Source organism: Hoyosella rhizosphaerae, from assembly GCF_014643175.1.
Lineage (GTDB): Bacteria > Actinomycetota > Actinomycetes > Mycobacteriales > Mycobacteriaceae > Lolliginicoccus > Lolliginicoccus rhizosphaerae.
The window spans coordinates 440,236-459,865 of the sequence record NZ_BMJH01000002.1 but is presented as its reverse complement, the minus strand read 5'-3'; the positions used below and the strand labels follow the sequence as shown (position 1 = coordinate 459,865).

The following is a 19,630-nucleotide window of genomic DNA, read 5'->3' as shown; positions in this document are numbered from 1 at the left end:
GCAGGCTGACGATCGCTCCACGAGCTAGTCCTCTCGACCGCAGGTAGAAGCGTTCATCGAAGCCAGGTGAGCTTCGCCGAAGGGCTGAATACAGGCCTCCGAGTCCCCCTCGGACCGTCCCCTCATTTATGATGAGTCACAGCTAGAGTGGGTCCGTGAGAGAGCCCGCCAAGAGTGATCAGAAACGAGCGCCAGGAACGCTGCTGCGCACAGCCACCTTTAGTGTTGCCGCTGCCGCGTCTGGCACAGGACTGGTGTTGCTGGTGCTGGCGTGGGGGCACTGGTGGCCGTCCGGCACCGAGTGGTATTTGACCGCCGGGATTGGCATCCTGCTGCTGATGTTCGCCGGGTTGGCATGGCTGGTCGGGGCGATCGTGGTCCTAGTGCGGCGCCGCCGCTTTGCCTGGTGGATGCTCGCCTGGCCGCTCGTCACGGTGGCAGGACTGGCGCTGGTCCTCCTCGTTCGTCCGGAGTTCGAGGACGCCCGTCCGGAGTTCGAGGAGGTCGCCCAGGAACTTCTGACTGCTCCTGGGCCGCCTGCCTTGTACAATTTCAAGATTGGACGTTTCGAGATCAGCAGCGCCTACGCTTTTTCCGACGGTACTGTGTACTTTGTCGACCTCCGCACGGGGATGTTCACCACGGAACGCGGTTGGTTGTACGCCCCCGGTGGAGTTCCGGACCGCGATGGGCGGATGACCACGGTGCATTTAAGCGGTCCGTGGTATCGCTACACCCTGCTTAGCACGTTCTAAACTACGTAAACGCCGCCCTTTGCTGCGGGCCAATAAGGCATGCAGTTCCAGAGCCGATATTGAGATAACCAGATTCGGCCGGGTTGATGTGGTTGAAGAGTGGCGCCTGGCAAGCGCTTTACAGCATGAAGCGACTAGCCTTTCGCGCTCTACTGCTAGCGCGTTGTCGTCGAGATGTTGCGAGTCAACATTGATTGGCCTGGCGAGCTTTCCAGTCAGTCGTCCACATTCACAGATCACTGCAACTGCGGTTTTACAGAAATGCGTTCGAAGCGCGAGAACCCCAGGCCAATCGGAGAATCCGATGGTGCAGCACGTGCTCGCTCCACCATCCGGATCACAAAAGCTCCTCATTGGATTGGTGCTACCAGCGAGGCTCGCCCATTCCGCATATAACCGTTTTTGATTTACCTCGACCGAAGTCCCCCGCACACAGTAGCGGTCACTACGTCGCCCCCATTAGACACGTCATCAGTCACCGATACCGATTTCAGAAACGGTCGTCTCTGAACCGGTCGCTCCAACGGAACACACGAATGACCAATCGGATGAGATGCCAGTCTGGGCATCAGGGCTGTGAAATCCTATCGCTAGCTACTGAAGAAGCTGTTCCGGCTCGATGGCACGAAAGGCCTGGTGCATGACCCTGTCAGTCAAAGACCCCGGAGGCACCAGCATCACGTGGAGGTTCGTGACAGGTTGCCTTATCGTCGGCGTGCTTGGTGTATTGATTCAGTACGCGCTGATTCCGTTCTATGCACCACCCGGATTTGGGCTCTTTGCCAACGGTGGCGATCTTTGGGTTTACCGCCTCGGCGCCGAGCATATGTTGTCCGGCCACTCGCTGTATGACGCTCCGATACCTCATGCCGGATGGTTCACCTATCCACCATTCGCGGCGCTGATGTTCGTGCCATTCACATGGGGCAATCCCGGTACGGTTTGGTTCCTGGTGAATGTTGTCGTACTGGGGCTGACGATATGGCGATGCCTCCGCGTCAGCGGATTTCTGGCGGGATGGCACCTGGGCCTTGCAGCTTTCGGATTGACGCTGGCCGCGATTAACATCGAGGCAGTCCGCGGCACTCTCTGGCAGGGCCAGATCAACCTTGTTCTGATGGCCGTGATTGTTTGGGACTTGACCCGTCCACAAGGTGCACTGTTGCGTGGCTGGTCGGTTGGATTGGCTGCCGGCATCAAGCTCACAGCGCTGTTGTTTGTGCCGTACCTGCTGGTGACTCGGCAGTGGCGCCCGGCCGCCGCGGCGGTAGGAACCGCGATTGTCACGGTGCTGATCGGTGCCGTTGTGCTGCCGAGGGATACCGCCACTTATTGGCTGCACGCGGTTGGCGACGTGCGGCGTATCGGCGACGTGACGCATCCCGCAAATCAATCAGTTAATGGCGTCATCGCAAATCTGCTCGCTCCTGGCACGATCGCTGTAGCCGTATGGGTGGTGTTCTCTGCGCTAGTCGTTGGCTTGGCGTTGTGGGCGGCTTCGCGACTTCACCGATCAGGAGAAGAACTGCCAGCGATTGCAATCGTTGGCTTGGCAGCGTGTGCCGCTACTCCTCTTGCGTGGAGTCATCACTGGGTGTGGTTCATTCCCGTCATCGCCTACCTGCTGTACCGCAGCGTGGCGGGTCGCTCTGGGCTTGTATGGCGTTGGCGCCTGGTGACAGTCGGCGTCGTAGCGGCGACGTCGATGTGGCTGACGACCTGGATCTATGTGCTCATCAAGAGCATAGGCGAAACGGACGCAGTCGGATACGTGCCTGCGATGGATGCTGCGATCACCCATATCCCAACCGGGGCACGACTCCTTACCTGCGGTCTTCCCGTTCTTCTTCTGGTCGCGCTGTGCTTGGGGGCGCTGGCGATTACCCGCAACAGCAGCCCTACAACAGGCATTCCCAGCGGTAGAACAGAAGCGAAAAACCTCGAAAAGGCACCGGGGAGCTGATCATTCCGGCTTAACCGCGAACCCTGCTGTTCGGGCCGATCCACCACGGGCGACCCGTCAGCGGGTCGTTGTCAACGGTGAGTTCTCCGAAGAGTGTTGATGGGCGAGGACGCCACCATCCCGAGCGCATGACAGTCTCGGCGTCCAGCCGAACTTGGTCCGCCCGCGGATCGATTGGTGCGTACTGCTCGAGAGCTCCCCAGTCACTTTCCCAGTCGTGTGATAGATAAGTCGGCAGTGTTCGGCTGGTGGTCAGGAGGTCAATCCATCCCAGTGGTCCGCCGCCCACGTTGACCTGCCAAATGTTCGCCATGACCTGCGCTACCTTCTCCGTGTCTTCAGGGGATGACTGACAGCCAGTTTGGGAAAAAGTCTGGTTCAGCTTGGCTTGGGTTCGCGCTGATGCGTGAACTTCTCCACCCACAAGGGGCCGGACCATCTAGCCAACAGAGACGGTCTCGCCTCTGCCTTTGAAGACGACAAATTTCTGTTTGAGGAAGTTGAAGGATGTGCCGACGGCCTGAGGGATAAACCAGGACAAAAACACTGACTTCTCAGGCCCGCCCCTCGTTCAACTGAACCGGCCGGGGCTACCCAAACCCAAGATCCTATGGGCCACCCAGAGCCCCGCTCAAAAACGGTCGTATATGAGACCGGGCGGAGACGGCTGCGACCGTACCCCGTTTACGCAGGTAACGTCATCGCCCTTTTGGCTCAAAACCCATGCTCAGAACTCAGCGAGTTCAGAACTGAACCTGTCAGGGTGTTATGACACTGTTCTTCCTATGGCGCTTCTGGGATATGCGCAAGTCTTCGCCGGCGACCAATCAGCCTCGTTGCAAGTGGCCGCATTAATTGCCCCTGGCTGTGAGCGAATATTCACGGCGACAGAGTCGGGCGGCGAAGATCGACCGCCCACAACTAGCAGCGCTGGTCAAGGAAGTGCAGACTGGCGACGTAGTTGTGGTGTGGCGGCTAGATGGGTTGGGGCGATCGCTGCCACACCTCATCGAAACCGTCGAGGCGCTGCGTGAGAATGGCGTTGAGTTTCGTTCAATGACCGAGTCGATCGATACCGCGCCCCCTGGTGGCACGCAGGTCTTTCATATTTTCGGTGCGCTCGCCCAGTTCGAACGCGACCTCATCCGAGAGCGAACCAATGCAGGGCTTCGCGCAGCCCGCGAGCGAGGCAGCGTCGGTGGCCCCCACCCCAGACGACACCCCCGAAACTACGCCACGCACAACGAATGCGTCATCACGGAATCAGACTCGAAGAAATCTCCGACATCACCGGACTCTCACGTGCGTCTGTCATTTGCCGCCTCGGCCCCAACCCCAATCTATTCGTTGCCGGACCTCAATCCTCTACAGGTGCCAAGTGAGTTCTCAACGCCGTGACTTGGAACCAGCTGCCTACGCTGAGCTGCTCGACCAGATAAAGGCGCAGGTGCGCCATGCGCGGACTCGACTCGCCGCTAGGGGTCAGCCTCTACACCACACACAAAGCACTGCCAGACGATATCCGGCGCGCACTTCCAACTACCACCGATCTGGCCAACGCCATACGAAGCAACCGAATGTCTGAGGTGGAGCGTAAACTCTCCCCGCCCGGGGACGTGTGAATCACTCCGACGGGCACTCAGCCGACATGAACTACCGGCATTGGCAAAGCTGTGGACAGAAGTGTGACGACATTTTTCGTTACCTCGCTGACGAGGTGCTAGTCCACAGGGCCGGTTCATCTCCCCCGTCTGTCGTCTACATCTGGGGCAGAGAGCCGTGTTAGATCTGCCGACTTGGCGGTCCAGAATTCTCGCTGTCGGTAGCTCGCAATTGCTCGGGCATTCATTGCTCATCGTTGTTGCTATTCAACGGGTTTCGTCGGCCGCAAGGCGGTTGATGCTATTGATTTGCTCAGATGCAGGGGTCTGTGGGATGGCAAAGCAACTACGCGGAGCGTTCACATTTCCGGTCCGCATCCCCGTTCGGGACCGTGGCAGGGCCGATGCACCTGCGCCGCCTGTGTGTGCCGCTGATTTTTTAAGCGTGCTCATGTTCGACAGTATTCGTCGATGAACGGCGTCGATCAGCCCGCGCCTGGTAGGCGGTCAACCTCTACCAGGCGTTATGCATCCGGAAGTTGGCCTTAAACAGCTGTTCTCACAGTGGTTTGGACCAGAGCCCCCGTACTACTCAGCGCCCGACTTTTCTGCGCCAACCTTCTCAGCGCCCGATTTCTCTGCACCCCACTTCACGCCGAGCACCGTCACAGAATGCATAATCAGTGCCTCAGCGAACACAAGGTCGATACGCACGAGTTGCGGACACAACTTCGCCATGTCAGCCCATGCAGCGATTATGTCGTCATCAAATAGGCCTGGTTTGACCGCGCCGTGTGCCTCAAGCCGGGCAAGGAGAGCCATGATGAGCGACACCATCGGCAGCATCAACCACGGGTGGGATTGGGTATCAGCCGTTCCGAGTGCGTCGCTGCGGATCGAAATTTGGTCGTAGAACTGTTTGCCAGCCTTTTTGATGGCGCGCACAAACTTTTTCGACCGCACTACAAGTTCGGTGTGCGACGGCATGTCGACCCAGCGGTTGCGCATCGCGAAAGTCTCTGCGATTGCACTGACGCGGGTGTCGACATCGAGGACTGCCCCGGGGATGATGCGAGCGACGTCGAAGATTTTGTCGACTTGCTCCGCTGGCATGTGGTGGAGCATGACTGTGGTGTGGTCGAACAGTGCCTTGGCGAGCTCTTGGTCTCGTCCTGCGTCAAGAACTCGAATTAGCGCGTCACCGCCGTGTTCGCTGAGTTCTTCTCGTGCGTGGACCCACTGGTCGGAGTTGCGCTCAGCATCGACGAGATCCGCCAGGGTGATGAGACATGCAACCCAGGGGTTCGCTCCTGCGGATTCTTCGTCGCCACCGGCAAATTTGGCTTTGACTAGTCCCGTTTCAATGAGTAGCGCCGGTTGCTCTGACATCGGCACTGCACTGTGCGCAAGCGCCGTGAGAGCCTGCCGTGGCTGCTCCGAGAGCATGGCGGCCAAACCGTGCCGAACGTCAGCCAACGAGTCACCCAGGGCGGTAAGAGCCTGCAGTGCTGCCCAAACCTGAGGTGTGGGTGTTAGCCCGGACGGGAGTTCGGCCTGTCCTGCGATGAACTGCGCGAGCGCTTCTAACGCGGGATCGTCCGAACGTACCCACCCCTCCTGCTCGATACGCACCGAATCTGATGGCGGTGCCGCGGGAACTGGCACGGGGTTGTGTGGGTCTTGCACCACCACCCGTACGTTCAGCGGTCCTGCGTTGCGGAACTCCACTGGCAGTTCGGCTACGTCGTCGCGGATAGGGATACTTGCGGGAGCCATCCAGGGCGCGGACGTTGCCCAAACCTGCACTGTAAGTCCGGCAACATCCGCAAGATCGTCGAGAACAACCCCATCCTCGGTGAGCCGCATGTCGCTGAAGAGTTCAGCGGGGCGCACAGTCACGAGATGGATGTCGTGTGGTGCCTCCCCCTCGGTTTGCACGACGGCAACGATGCGAGCTGATTTGAGCCGACCCATCCCGCCCGCAAGCGACTTGGTGTTGACCTCAAAGGCGTCAGCGAACTCGTTGTATTCGGGCGGTTCTTGGAGGCGAACTTTTCCGGTTCGGTCCCGCATTTCAACCCACGTGTTGATGTCAGTTGTCGCGGGAACGCGGTAAGACAGCACACGTTCGCTATCAAGGTCCGAGGGGGTGATAACGAACGGGAGGGTGGACCACCGGTTCGGTTCGCCGGGGATGCCCAGTCGAACTTCGGTGTGCGGTGGACTTATGACCACAACGACGTGAAGGCCGTTGCTATCACCGATGGTTGCGATGCTTTCCGCGTCGTCGCCACTGACGTCGATCACGGGTGGGTCGATTGTGAGGACTTCACCGGCTTCGCGGTCGCATGTCACGGTGATGGTGGCGTTGGATAGTCCACCCTTGACGGGAATTCGGTAGTCGGGGTCAGCTTCCGCTGTGATGCCTTCAGCTAGGTGGAAGACCTTGCGCAGATCGGACCCGAGCGGACCACGGACGACCACTTCGAACGTGCCAAGTTGGGCGTCATCGAGACCGTCGAAAGGATCGCAACTGACGTCGTCACCTTCGAGTGTCCAGACGTAATTGACGACCCAGTTGGGCGAACCGAGTCGACGGACCCCAACTTGCCACTGAACTTTGCGGCCTACGCTGTCGGCGGGTAGCCACACTGCGGGGCGTTCTGAGTACAGCGGCGATCCGTTGGCTGCACATACCCCTCGGATGGCGTCAGCGAATAGCACCTCAGGTATGTATGTGCGGCGCACAGGCCGGGCACTGCCGACAGCTACGCCATCTTTAACGAGCTGAAGTGATGCGACTTCTGTGGTGTCCACGACATACAAGTGCCAGTCGCCCCACCCCACCGGATGTCCTCTGTCAACGTCCACGTTGATGGGTGTTCCGGTGTCGCCCTCGACGAGGTGGTGCCCGCGAGGCACAAGTGCGTGCACGTTGCCTAGCGGGATGGGCAACCGAAGGGGCAGGAGCTTTCCGCCGTCGCTGAAGAGGACAAGGGGATCTTTGGGGTCAACAAGCGGGAACACAAACCGTTTCGGGATGGAGACGTGTTCCGCGCTGATGTGCCGCGCTGGTTGCAGCACTGGGTAGATGGCGTGAGGCGACGACATCGAGTTGCCATCTGCACTGACGAGAGGTTGCGGGGTGGAGACTTCAGTGACGTCTCCGTCGGCGGATACGACCCATCGTGAGTCCCGTTGATCAGGCGCTGCCGGGACGAGGAGTTGGATACTGCCGTCGGTGGTGTCGAGGCGCATGCGGGGTGGTTCGATGTGCCCGTCGCCGTCGAAGAGCCCAGTTTCGCCCACCGCAATCGCATCACAGGTTTCGATGGCGTCGACGAGAGCGCTGAAAAGTTCTTTTGGAAGTGAGCTGGTCGCCGCGATGGAGTCGATGTGGCTTTGCCATGTGGCTGGATTACCCAGTGCGATCGCTACGACATCAATGATGCGATCAATAAGATCTATGGCCGGTTCGCCACCTTCTGAGACGAAGGTGCGCACCGGAATATCGACGCGGGACAAGCGGTGGGGTTTGCGCGGATCGGTGAGCCAGTGGGTGAACGCTGCCCCGTTGGGTTCCCCTCCGCGGGTGAGGTGGTCCACAATCACGGAAACGAGACCCGGCAAGCTCGGCCTGGGGATGCCTGCGTGCATGCCAATTAGCTGGACATACCTGGTGCGCATTCGCGGATAGTCGGCAAGGTTAAAGCGACGGATGAGTTTGGGGACTGCTTGGCGAAGTTCTGTCTCGGCTTTGGACTCACGCTGAATGCCGAGTCGTTTCCAGAAGCTTTCCCAGAAGTCGCTAGCGCGACTCTCCTCGGATGCGTGCATCACCATAATGAGCAGCGTCAGTGCCGGATACTTGCGCACCAGCGCTGTTCCGGCGGACAGGCTTGGCCCTGAGATTCGTGACGCATACTGCGCATATGCGGCGCAGAGCTCATCGACTTCGTCACGTCCGGGGTGCGCCTCGATGACGAGGGTTGCTCGTTCGAGCAGTCTCACAGTTTCGTATTCGCGGTCGCTCAGCCAGTTACCGATGGTTGCTGCCGTACGGCCCGACAATGAGCTGCCCCCCTGCGTCACTTCATCACCCTTCTCCCACACGCACCAGAAACATGGCTGGAGTGTGGGTCGTTGCACCACCTCAGACAGCGAACCCGCCGTCGACCCACGATAGTAATCGTCTTGAAGCGCACCCGTCACCAGTGGACCCTGCGGTCGAGACGCGGGAGAAGCGTGTTAGGCCTGTTTGACGCGCATATCGTCCGTCATGTCTTCGAGTTCCCGGCCTTTAGTTTCGGGCACTTTTGTATAGACAAATAGGAAACTCAGCAGCGCGAAGAAAGCGTAAAAGCCGTAGGCGAACGTCAGCCCTATTTCGCTGAAGGTTGGGAAGGAGGTGGAAATTGCAAAGTTCGCCAACCATTGGGCCGCTGCGGCGACGGCGAGCGCTCCTGCCCGAATGAAGTTCGGGAATATTTCGCCGAGCAATACCCACACGACTGGACCCCAGCTAACACCAAAGAAAACAACGAATGCATTTGCGGCGATCAATGCAGTGGTAGCCCAGAAGCCTTGCAAATCCGCACTGGTCGTCCCATCTACGTTGACGACGAGAGTGGCGTTGGAGAATGCGATAGCCATCGTCGACAGCGATAAAAACATTCCAGCCGAACCAACGAGAAGCAACGGCCTTCGACCTATTCGATCGACGAGGGCGATGGCAATTATGGTGACGACAATGTTGGTGATGGAGGTGATGACAGTGATTGTGAGCGCGTCACCCTCATCGAATCCCACGGAGCGCCACAACGTTGTGGAGTAGTAGAAGATGACGTTGATACCAACAAACTGCTGGAACACAGAAAGCAGAATGCCGACCCACACCACTGGTTTCAGTCCGTAGCGTGAACCACGGAGGTCCTTCAGTGACATCCGGTGGTCTGCCTGGAGTGATCGCTCAATGGCAGCTATGCGATCGCGCACGTCAATCACGCCTGTATACACCTGCAAAACCTTGGTCGCCTCTGCAATTCGTCCTTTTGCGACAAGGAAGCGCGGCGACTCGGGTAGGCGCATTGCTGCGACTCCGTAGACGATAGCGGGAATCGCCTCGGCGATAAACATCCACCGCCAGGCTTGTTGTCCGAACCAGAGTTCTTCCATTGAACCGCCGGCGACATTGGCGAGGAAGGCGTCTGAGAGCAGTGCCGCAAAGATGCCAGTGACGATGGCGAGTTGTTGCAACGAGGCGAGGCGTCCGCGAATTCTGGCTGGTGAGACTTCAGCAATGTACGCGGGGGCGATAACTGATGCAGCACCAACGCCAAGTCCGCCTATGACGCGCCAAATTATGAGGTCGGTGACGCCGAAGGCAAGGCCAGATCCTATGGACGAAGCCAAGAATAGGCCAGCGGCGATGAGCATTACGGGCACACGGCCGAGTCGATTTGCTAGCGGACCGGCAAACCAGGCCCCAGTGGCGCACCCAAGAAGTGCTGAGGAAACTGCGAATCCCTTGAGCGCGGGGGTCAAATCAAATGTTTCCGTCATCGCGTCGACGGCACCATTAATTACGGCAGTATCAAATCCGAAAAGGAATCCGCCAAGCGCTGCCGCGACGCAAATCCCAATTATCCGAATATTCATCCGGTTGTATGTTTCCGGATTCTGCGGTTGCGTCATTGTCCGGTCCTCAGCGTTAAGAATACGGTGGAGATGAGCCTACATTCGCCGGATGATTTTGTGACGTCTATCTCGCACGAAAAGTCTCAGCCCTTCACACCATTGCATACCACCGGGGGTATATATAGGCTGAGGTGAGATGGAAGGGACTAGCTATGAACATCTCTACAATTGAGACCACAAGCCTCGGCGACCGCTCGTACCTCATCGACGATGGCGAAGTCGCAGCAGTCATCGATCCACAGCGCGACGTCGACCGCCCACTCGCACTCGCTGGAGAACGCGGCGTCCGCATCACCCACGTCTTCGAAACCCACATCCACAACGATTACGTCACCGGCGGGCTCGAACTCGCCCGCGTCACAGGTGCCGACTACATCGTTTCCGCACTCGATGACGTCAAGTTCCAACACCGCCCGATTGCCGATGGCGAAACCGTCGAAGTGGGCACCATGCGAATCACAGCCATGCACACCCCCGGCCACACCCACCACCACCTAAGCTTCGTTCTTCACAACGACACCGGAGCGCCGGAGGCGGTATTCACAGGCGGATCAATGCTGTACGGATCCACCGGGCGCACCGACCTACTCGGGTCTCAACACACATCAGAACTCACCCACGCGCAGTTCCACTCAGTTCGCAAACTTGCCGATGAGCTACCACCCACTGTGGCCGTCTACCCCACCCACGGATTTGGTAGCTTCTGCTCCGCAACTCCCACCACTGGGGATTCCTCAACCATTGGAGAGCAACAAGAGGTCAACCCAGCGCTTACAAAGGACGAGCAATCGTTCGTCGACGAACTCATCGCTGGACTCGCCGAATTCCCGGCGTACTACGCACACATGGGCGTTATCAACACCGAGGGACCGCAGCCGGTTGATTTGAGGATGCCTGAACAGGTCGACCCCAGCACGCTCCGCAAGCGAATAAACGACGGCGAATGGGTCGTTGACCTTCGGCAGCGCCGAGCGTTCGCCGCCGGACACCTCTCGGGGAGCATGGGTTTCGAACTGTCGACAAGCTTCGTCACATACCTCGGGTGGCTCTACTCGTGGGGTTCGCCGATCACCCTGGTTGGAACCTCAAGAAGCGAAGTCATGGATGCGCGCCGCGACCTTGCACGCATTGGCGTAGACAACATCACGGGCGCGGCCGTTGGGCACGTCGTCGACTTAGCGCGACCCGGCGAAACATTGCGCCAGTATCGCGTGGCCACCTTCGCAGATCTCGCCAGCGAGCACCCCAGCCGAGCGTTCACCGTGCTCGACACTCGCAGAACTGATGAACATGAAAAAGGTGCAGTACCAGGCTCTATCAACATTCCACTGCACGAGTTGCTCGCTCGACGCGACGAAGTGCCAGCCGGAGAAGTATGGGTGCACTGCGAATCTGGGTACCGCGCTTCGGTCGCTGCCTCACTGCTCGACCGGCCCGGCCGCGACATTGTGTTGATCGACGATGCGTTCACCAACGCACACAAGGTCAGCTAGGGGCAACAGCGTTTCAGTCTGTTCGCGAACCGCCGAGCGCATCAATTGCCGCCCTGAGCTTGATACCCGCATCGCACGCAACAGATTCGAGTTCAGCTTTCCCTGTGACTGCGACCATGACGTCCGGGTTCATGGCCTCAACGACAATCGTTCCAGGCTTGTCGCGGTGGTCACGAACGACGACGTTACAAGGCAAAAGCAGCCCAATTTGCGGGTCGGCCGTCACTGCCCTGTGCGCCAGGGGCGGATTACAGGCACCGAGGATGAGGTAGTTCTCTATGTCCTTATCGATCTTCGTCTTCAATGTTGCCTTGACGTCAATCTCAGTAAGAATGCCGAAGCCTTGATCAGCTAGGGCTGTGCGAGTTTTTTCTACCGCATCGTCAAAGGTGGTGGTCAACTCGGTTGCGATTCCAATTTTCATGAACTCTCCTTATGACTTTGGGGATGTTGATTTCCGGTGATTCTCGCGTGGGGCGATATTCAACACCCACCACTCAACATACCACCAGGGGTATTTCAACCGTCGGGGTAAATCGATACATAATCACAGTGGCGCATTCGCCCCACGCTCGTATTCGGGGTACCCTAGGGGGTATTCAGCATTAGTGAAGTAGTAGATCGAGGAGATTTACATGGACGCCACGGACCCCAATGCCGCACTGGTCCTCAACCGCCTACGCCGAGCACACGGCCAACTCGCTGGCGTCATCTCCATGATTGAGAATGGGCGCGATTGCCGTGATGTTGTCACCCAACTCGCAGCCGTGTCGAGCGCCCTCGACCGCGCCGGGTTCAAGATCGTCGCCACCAGCCTTCGCGAGTGCCTCGCCAACGAAGGCGAGGATGGCGACACGGACGAGAATGGCAAACGGCGCATGTCCCAAGACGAGCTCGAAAAGCTATTCCTAGCACTCGCGTAACTTCCAACCCGAAGCCATTTCTAATCCGTGCGGCGAGCTTCTTCCTCCAGCCACGCCGCGCGGCGCACCTGCCATCGTTCAAGGGTGTGAGCTAGCTCGTCATCCATAAATCGGTAGAACTCCACGGTTTCCCGCAGCCGTCGACCACCGGCGCCATCCGCACCGATTTCTCGTGCGCCTTCTGTGAGCAGGTCGACATAACGCTGTAGGAACGGTTTTCGCTGGGCCATGATCGTCCCCCACACATCATCGTCATCCATGCGGTAGTAATCAGACCGCGCACCGGGCTCGCGCCCCTTCGTCATCAGTCCAGCAGACACGAGTTGCCGCACTGCGCCGGAGATCGCTGCGGGGCTCACCTGGAGCCCGTCGGCGAGCTCTTTAGCTGTGTAGGTGTCAGCATCGTCAGCAAGCACAAATGCGAACACACGGGCAGACATGCGCGACATTCCCGATTCGCCCAGCAGGATAGCTAGCTTTTCAGCGAACCGCACCACTGCATTATGAGCTTCCAAATCGTGCACACCTTCTCCTCATCCGGCTACCCTCAACTCTAACGTAAGTAGTTTCAAACTATTCACACATTTGTGAAACCTCTGTAGACTCGACGCCATGGCTACAGCAATCGACATGAACAATGTCGTCAAGACATTCGGTCAAGTCCGCGCACTCAACGGCGTAACCATGAACGTCAAAGAAGGCGAAGTTCATGGATTCCTCGGCCCAAACGGGGCAGGGAAATCAACCGCAATCCGCGTCCTACTTGGCCTACTGCGCGCTGATTCCGGCGACATCTCACTACTCGGTGGCGACCCCTGGCGCGACGCAGTCGCACTACACAAACGGTTAGCATACGTTCCCGGCGACGTCGAACTGTGGCCCAACCTCACCGGCGGAGAAGCCATCGACCTCCTCGCCCGGCTACGCGGCGGAGTCGACACAAAAAGGCGCAACGAACTCATCGACAAGTTCGACCTCAACCCCGCCAAAAAAGGCCGCACCTACTCCAAAGGCAACAGGCAAAAAGTCGCCATCATCGCAGCACTCGCCTCAGACGTCGAACTACTCCTCCTCGACGAACCCACCGCAGGCCTCGACCCGCTGATGGAAACGGTGTTCCAAGAAGTAATTCTCGACGCCAAAGCACAAGGAAAAACAGTGCTGCTATCCAGCCACATCCTTGCGCAGGTAGAGAAACTGTGCGACCGCATCAGCATCATCCGGCTCGGCGAAATCGTCCAAAGCGGCACACTCGCCGAGATGCGCCACCTCACGCGCACCACAGTCGAAGCCACAACAAAAACGCCAGCCGGTGAACTCGCCACTCACCCCGGAGTTCACGACCTCACCACTGAAGGTGATCGCGTACATTTCACCGTCGACGGCGACCACCTCGACACGACCATCCGCGAACTCTCCCGCTACGGCGTCAACAGCCTCGTTAGCCACCCGCCCACACTCGAAGAACTGATGCTGCGCCACTACCAAGACGTGCTCGCAGAAGCACCACAAAGGCAGTGACGATAATGACAATTACAGCCACTCCCGCGCGCCAGCACGCATTCGCCGGCACCGCCACCATGGTGCGCCTCATCGCCCGACGCGACCGAATCCGACTACCAATTTGGATAACCGCGCTCGCTCTCGCCACAACCGGCACAGTATTCAACTTCCAAGACACCTACCCCACCGCGCAAGATAGAGCAGCCGCCGTCATCTTGACGGACATGCCCGCCATGGTTGGCATGGTCGGCCGGAACTACAGCGCCGGTGAATACACCTACGGTGTGATGCTTGGCCACCAAATGTTCGTCTTCACCGCAGTCGCATTCGGAATCATGAGCATCCTCACCGTCATTCGGCATACCCGAGCGGAAGAAGAAGCAGGCCGCGCAGAACTGGTTCGAGCAAACGTGCTCGGGCGCCATTCTCAACTCGCGGCGACAATGATCGTCGTCGTCCTCGCCAACCTCCTTGCGGGAATATTGACTGCCGCAGGCGTTCTCGCCACCGGACTCGAAAGCATTACCGCCAGCGGCTCATTCCTCTACGGGCTCGCCCTCGCCCTCGTCGGCACGGTTTTCGGCGGCGCCGCAGCGGTTGCCGCACAGGTAACGGAACACACGCGCGGCGCCTCCGGTTTGGCATTCCTCGCACTAGGTGGCGCGTACGCAACACGGGCAGTCGGAGACATGGGTGACAACTTTCTAAGTTGGGCGTCACCCCTCTACTGGGGACAGGCGGCACGCCCCTTCGCATCCGACCAACGCTGGTGGCCGCTCATCCTCGCGGTAGCACTCGCGGCAGCGCTCACGGTGAGCGCGTTCTTCCTTTCCACACGGCGTGACGTCGGCGCCGGTCTACGCCGCCCCAAACTAGGGGCTGAGACAGCCTCGCCGACCCTACTGAGCTCACTTGGATTGGCTGTTCGACTACACCGAGCTGCCGCAATCGCTTGGATCGGCGCACTCACTGTATTCGGCCTCGTCTACGGCACGCTCCTCAGCGGCGCAGAAGAAATGTTTGACCGCATCTCCACCCTCACCGAAATGCTCCGCGACATCCCAGGCGCAACCCTGGTCGATTCGTGGGTGTCAATGATCGTGAGTTTCCTCGCCATGATCGCATCCCTCTACGCCGTGATGGCAGTCAGTCGACTTCGCTCTGAAGAACTGACAGGACGCGCAGAACCACTACTCAGTACCGCAGTGTCACGCACACGCTGGATGGGCAGCCACCTCGTCGTTGCCTTCACCGCGAGCGCTGCCGCGACCGTACTCGCAGCAGCAGGACTCGGAATCGGAGGCGCATACGTCACCAATGACAGCGAATTCGCACTCCGAGTAATCGCGGCAGGATTCGTATACGTCCCAGCCGTATGGGTGGCCGTCGGCTTTGCCGCTGCCCTATACGGACTCGCCCCAGCACTAACCAGTGCCGCATGGGCCCTACCCGCGTACAGCATCATCGTGATCTACATGGGACAAATATTCGGCTTCCCCGAAGCGATGAGCAACTACTCCCCGTTCGGGCACGTACCTGCCCTCCCCGGTGCCGAGATGAACTGGCTGCCCGTCCTCATCCTCCTCGCGCTGACCGCAGTACTGACCACTGCGGGCCTCATCGGATTCCGGCGACGCGACCTCCAATCGAAATAAGCGATTGCCTCCTTCCGCATGAAGCGACAAGATTGTGCCCATGCGCAAGGAGGCCCTAAGTGGAGCATCAACTAACTGATCCCGAAGATCTTCGAAAACTACTCGGCGACGTAGCCCCACAAGTTTTAACGAAGGAACGCACAACACTGCACCAACGGGATCGCGAATGGCTGGCGCAATCCCCATTCTGTGTCGTCGCGACCTCCGACAAACACGGAAACTGCGACGCCTCCCCCAAAGGAGACGCCCCAGGCCTCATCCACGTACTCGACGACCAGACCATCGTCCTACCGGAACGCCCCGGAAACCGACGCGGTGACGGCTACTTCAACATCCTCTCCAACCCCCACGTCGGCATCCTGTCCCTCATCCCAGGCCGTGGAGACACACTCCGCATCAACGGACGAGCCGAACTGATTAGTGACGCCCCCTATTTCGACGACCTCATCGTCCGCGGAAACCGACCCCTGCTAGCAGTGAAAGTCAGCATCGACACCATCTTCTTCCACTGCGCCAAAGCATTCCTCCGCTCCCACCTATGGGACCCCAGTACCTGGTCGGATGGTGAAGACATGCACCCGGGGCTGGAAAAATACCTTTACTAGGAGGTTGCTGCGGCTGTTCTGGGCTGTACCGAGCGAAGGATCCTGCATTTCACACCCAATGCGGGTCAAATGCAGGATCCTTTCAGCATTGGGACCCCGTGAAGCCGCAACCACACCACGCCACAACGCAAACAGCCGAACCCCAAAATAAGGTTCGGCTGTCGTGGCCACAAGTGGAGCTAGGGGGAATCGAACCCCCGACCTTCTCGATGCGAACGAGACGCGCTACCAACTGCGCTATAGCCCCAAATCATTGTCCAAGAGGGACTTTAGCAGCGCTCTGGGTTGTCCAGCGAATCAACGCACCGGGGGTGGGCAATAACCTCGCGCACCCCCGGCAAGCACGTCTCAACCTCGCGTGAAACTGGTGGAATCTGCTGGTTGTGCAGCGTCGAGCATGTTGAGGATCTCGGCCATGGCATCGACGAGGTATGTCTCGAATGTTTCGACGTCGGGAATGAGGTCGGGGCAGGTGACGATCCCGAAGTCGAGGTGCCCGTTGTACGACATGACTGTGATGTTGAGGCCGCCGGTGAAGTCTGAGATCACCGAGATTGGGTAGTTGGCGACTACTTTTGCTCCGCCTACGTACAGGGGAATTTGTGGTCCGGGAACATTTGATATGAGCAGGTTGCAGGGTGGAGCGATCGCACCAGCTGCGGCGAACACTGTGCGGGATACGACGCCGTTGAACAGTTGCGGCAATACTGCGGTTGCGTTGTGAAGCAGCGTTGGTGGGGCGTCAGCGAAGCGGTGTTTCGCTGCGGCGATGTTGCTCATCAGCTCGGTAAGGCGACGTTGTGGGTCGTTAAAGTGTGTCGGCAATACCGTGGGCATGAAGGCGATTTGGTTTCCAGCGGTGCCTAGTTGTTCGCGTGTTCGCACTGATACGGGCATCGAACCAACAAGCGGTTTGTCGGGAAGTGCGTTGTGGTCGATGAGCCACTGGCGGAGGGCGCTCGTGCACAGTGCCATCACGATGTCGTTGACGGTGCAGCCGAATGCGTTTTTCGCCTTTTTGACGTCTGCGAGGCTGACTTGCGCGGTTGCGATGCTGCGGCGTGCAGTGATCTTTTTGTTGAACGGTGTCGGTGGTGGTGTTCCTGGGCGTGCAGGTTGTTCACTCGTTGTGTTGTTGCCGATGCGTCTGCGCAGCGAAGTAAGGCGACTGACACCCGGTAGCGACGTCATGCCTGGCACATCGGCGAGGTGTGGAAGTACGGTACGTGCGGCCCGTGCGAGCGTCGAAGGTGCGGCAATGGCGTGGCGCGCACCATGGGTGGCCATACGAATTCCCTGGGGTGCCACGAACTCTGGTCCTTGTGTGGTGGGCGGTGGAACCTGGAATGATTCCGCGGTCAGGTCCATTACGGCCCCCATCACTTCGGCGCCGGACACGCCATCGATGACGGCGTGGTGAACCTTGGTGTAGAGCGCCTGCCGACCGTCGGAGAGCCCGCTGATGAGATACGCCTCCCACAATGGTCGGGCGCGATCAAGAGGTGTGGAGTCGAGCCGTCCCACGAGCCGGTGCAGAGCGGCAACGGACGTATCACCGTCGCCTTCGTGCCGCAGATCGTACGATCGCACGTGGTATTCGAGGTCCACTTCAGCGCTGTCGTCCCAATATGGCAGGTCCACGCCAAGGGGTACCTGTTTCAGTGACCACCGCAAAGGCGCCACGAGGTGCAGGCGGCTTCGGATGACGGCACGCAATGCTGGCGCCGTCAACATGCCGTCTGGGAGTTCACTGGGGTCCAGGATGGTGAGACCGCCCACGTGGATGACAGTGGTGGGTGTTTCGGCGTTGAGGAACTGAACATCGAGACTGCTGAGCTGCCGGATCCTGGGTTGAGCAGCCACCGGTGGAGTTGGTGTTGAGTCCGCTACCGGGGCTTCTGGAGTGGCGACCGGTTCAGGGTCGCTGGGCGCTTGTTCTCCAATGAGGTCGAGCAAAGCTCCGACGCGGGCCAGTTCGCCGTCCAAGAATGGGGACCACCCGCGCTCATAGGTTGCTGCGGAATTTGCCGCTAGTGTGACGGTGACTTTGTGGCCGGTGTCGTCGATCTGCCAGTCACCAATCGTCGATCCGGGGGCTTGTGGTGTCGCCGAATCTGCTCCGAGAATGCGCCGCACCGCCTCGACGGTCGTTACGGTCCCCGAGATTGTCGCTTTCGCCACTCGAAGTAGCGCTGTTTCAGGATCAACAAGTGCGTTTATCGACGCGGGTGTGAGACCGCGGCAGGTGACGCCATCCGTATTGACGATTGACTGCAATTCGTCTGCTGTCATATCGGGCGGTGCGCGAAGCACAAAGTCGTCAACAACATCACCTGTTACTGAAGATGCTACTGAGGCTGGAAGTACTGTCACCGCGAGTAGGTTGCACTTGCGGTGAGACAACCTGGTAGTTAATTCCGAAAGGGTGCCTGGTCGGTCCTGCAGTTGCACCCGCACGCGCCAAATCTGGCCTGACTCACTGACTCGGTCCCATTCCATGCAACCAAGTGTTCTCCGCGCATGTTTCCGGCATACTGCCCGACGATGACCTGTCGGTTATTTCTGTGTGACGCGTCACGTCACTGATGTAATCATCGCCTCGATCACACTTGAGTCGAGAGTGTTGCTGCGGTTTAGCGGCCACTCACGTTGTACTCGTCCATGTGCTCAAACTCGGGGTCTTCGTCATCAAATGGGATGTGGTCAGAATCGAAGTGGTCGCCTCTGCCGCCCACTGCCGAACGGGAGCCGCGTTCACCCCGTAGTCGCGACATGCGGCGCTCTCGGATGTCGCGTTCGATCCGGACCTGGGTCCGCAAGTACACCAGGTAGCCAGCAAGGCTTACGGTCGCGAAACCACTCACGTACCAGAATGCGGGGATGAAGATGATGGCGACCACAGCTGACAGCACGATCGTTGCAGCGAGACCAATCACGATCCGCTGACGCAATGCGTACCGTGCTGCGCTTGCCAACGCATCCGCTTCGGGGTCATAGCCACCCCGACCTCTGCGACGCGCTGCGGCGTCAACAGCTTGCTCACCGTCCGCATTCGCTGCCAGGTCCGGACCAGAAGCGAACCCTGATTCATTATCGTTTCGGCGCATTCCCACCTGGTCCTCCCCGTAACTTACATTCAATTCGATTCGAGCAAATTCCGTACCGTCGATGGGTAAACCGGAGGACAGCAACTGGCGCGTTGGACGCAAACGCGCTCCCCCATGGTGAAGCACACGAGTGCCCACCACTCGGTCGCCAACACGAAAGATTGGTTCACTCAAATTGACCATCATCGGCACAAGAACAAAGAAGCTGAGGGCAACGAGCCCCAACCAGAGAAATGAATTCGGCATCGTCCCGGGGGCTCCTTCCTCGAAGCTGTATACGAATTAGGCTAGGTCTGATCACCGAAAGATAACGGGCGACGCGCCGACG

Annotated in this window: 15 protein-coding genes and 1 tRNA gene; 8 read left to right on the top strand and 8 right to left on the bottom strand. The window is 58.9% G+C overall.

Annotated elements, in window-relative coordinates:
* The first annotated feature begins 155 nt into the window (after positions 1–155).
* A complete protein-coding gene (locus tag IEW73_RS10325; protein WP_188674199.1) occupies positions 156–755 on the top strand; it encodes a hypothetical protein in 600 nt (199 codons plus the stop codon).
* 640 nt (positions 756–1,395) lie between these two features.
* Positions 1,396–2,718, top strand: coding sequence for a glycosyltransferase 87 family protein (locus IEW73_RS10320; protein WP_188674195.1), 1,323 nt, complete (start codon positions 1,396–1,398; stop codon positions 2,716–2,718).
* A gap of 10 nt (positions 2,719–2,728) precedes the next feature.
* Here IEW73_RS10320 and IEW73_RS10315 read toward each other — a convergent pair whose 3' ends face one another.
* Positions 2,729–3,031, bottom strand: a complete 303-nt coding sequence (locus IEW73_RS10315; protein ID WP_188674192.1) for an arabinosyltransferase C-terminal domain-containing protein — start codon at positions 3,029–3,031, stop codon at positions 2,729–2,731.
* Between the two features lie 554 nt (positions 3,032–3,585).
* On the opposite strand from IEW73_RS10315, the gene IEW73_RS10310 reads away from it, so the two are divergent.
* Positions 3,586–4,116 (top strand): recombinase family protein, encoded by a 531-nt coding sequence (locus IEW73_RS10310; protein WP_307816039.1) that lies wholly within the window; start codon positions 3,586–3,588, stop codon positions 4,114–4,116.
* Positions 4,117–4,907: 791 nt separating this feature from the next.
* Here the strand turns inward: IEW73_RS10310 and IEW73_RS10305 are convergent.
* Both IEW73_RS10305 and IEW73_RS10300 read right to left on the bottom strand, forming a co-directional pair.
* Positions 4,908–8,411, bottom strand: a complete 3,504-nt coding sequence (locus tag IEW73_RS10305) for a hypothetical protein (protein ID WP_188674189.1) — start codon at positions 8,409–8,411, stop codon at positions 4,908–4,910.
* 156 nt (positions 8,412–8,567) lie between these two features.
* Entirely contained in the window at positions 8,568–10,013 is a 1,446-nt protein-coding gene (locus tag IEW73_RS10300) for a sugar porter family MFS transporter (protein WP_188674186.1), read from the bottom strand.
* Between the two features lie 155 nt (positions 10,014–10,168).
* On the opposite strand from IEW73_RS10300, the gene IEW73_RS10295 reads away from it, so the two are divergent.
* A complete protein-coding gene (locus IEW73_RS10295) occupies positions 10,169–11,509 on the top strand; it encodes an MBL fold metallo-hydrolase (RefSeq protein ID WP_188674183.1) in 1,341 nt (446 codons plus the stop codon).
* A 13-nt stretch (positions 11,510–11,522) separates the two neighbouring features.
* Here the strand turns inward: IEW73_RS10295 and IEW73_RS10290 are convergent, their stop codons facing one another.
* Positions 11,523–11,933 carry a DUF302 domain-containing protein gene (locus tag IEW73_RS10290; RefSeq protein ID WP_188674180.1) on the bottom strand — a complete coding sequence of 137 codons (411 nt, stop codon included), beginning with the start codon at positions 11,931–11,933 and terminating at the stop codon, positions 11,523–11,525.
* A gap of 211 nt (positions 11,934–12,144) precedes the next feature.
* Between IEW73_RS10290 and IEW73_RS10285 the strand changes: the two genes are divergently transcribed.
* Positions 12,145–12,432, top strand: coding sequence for a metal-sensitive transcriptional regulator (locus tag IEW73_RS10285; RefSeq protein ID WP_188674177.1), 288 nt, complete (start codon positions 12,145–12,147; stop codon positions 12,430–12,432).
* Between the two features lie 20 nt (positions 12,433–12,452).
* Here the strand turns inward: IEW73_RS10285 and IEW73_RS10280 are convergent, their stop codons facing one another.
* Positions 12,453–12,956 carry a GbsR/MarR family transcriptional regulator gene (locus IEW73_RS10280; protein WP_229675914.1) on the bottom strand — a complete coding sequence of 168 codons (504 nt, stop codon included), beginning with the start codon at positions 12,954–12,956 and terminating at the stop codon, positions 12,453–12,455.
* Between the two features lie 88 nt (positions 12,957–13,044).
* Between IEW73_RS10280 and IEW73_RS10275 the strand changes: the two genes are divergently transcribed.
* Genes IEW73_RS10275 through IEW73_RS10265 form a run of 3 tightly spaced genes read left to right on the top strand, consistent with a single transcriptional unit; the run spans position 13,045 to position 16,195 of the window.
* Positions 13,045–13,953, top strand: a complete 909-nt coding sequence (locus IEW73_RS10275; RefSeq protein ID WP_188674174.1) for an ABC transporter ATP-binding protein — start codon at positions 13,045–13,047, stop codon at positions 13,951–13,953.
* 5 nt (positions 13,954–13,958) lie between these two features.
* Positions 13,959–15,590: an ABC transporter permease gene (locus IEW73_RS10270; protein WP_188674171.1), complete on the top strand. Its 1,632-nt coding sequence runs from the start codon at positions 13,959–13,961 to the stop codon at positions 15,588–15,590.
* A gap of 59 nt (positions 15,591–15,649) precedes the next feature.
* Positions 15,650–16,195: an MSMEG_1061 family FMN-dependent PPOX-type flavoprotein gene (locus IEW73_RS10265; RefSeq protein ID WP_188674168.1), complete on the top strand. Its 546-nt coding sequence runs from the start codon at positions 15,650–15,652 to the stop codon at positions 16,193–16,195.
* Positions 16,196–16,369: 174 nt separating this feature from the next.
* Here IEW73_RS10265 and IEW73_RS10260 read toward each other — a convergent pair.
* The 3 genes from IEW73_RS10260 to IEW73_RS10250 all read right to left on the bottom strand — a co-directional run bounded on the left by IEW73_RS10260 (position 16,370) and on the right by IEW73_RS10250 (position 19,548).
* Positions 16,370–16,442 (bottom strand) — tRNA-Ala (locus tag IEW73_RS10260).
* Positions 16,443–16,543: 101 nt separating this feature from the next.
* The gene (locus IEW73_RS10255) at positions 16,544–18,694 is read right to left on the bottom strand and encodes a wax ester/triacylglycerol synthase family O-acyltransferase (RefSeq protein ID WP_188674165.1); all 2,151 of its coding nucleotides are present in this window, start codon (positions 18,692–18,694) and stop codon (positions 16,544–16,546) included.
* A gap of 134 nt (positions 18,695–18,828) precedes the next feature.
* Entirely contained in the window at positions 18,829–19,548 is a 720-nt protein-coding gene (locus IEW73_RS10250; RefSeq protein WP_188674162.1) for a SepX/GlpR family protein, read from the bottom strand.
* Between the last annotated feature and the right edge of the window lie 82 nt (positions 19,549–19,630).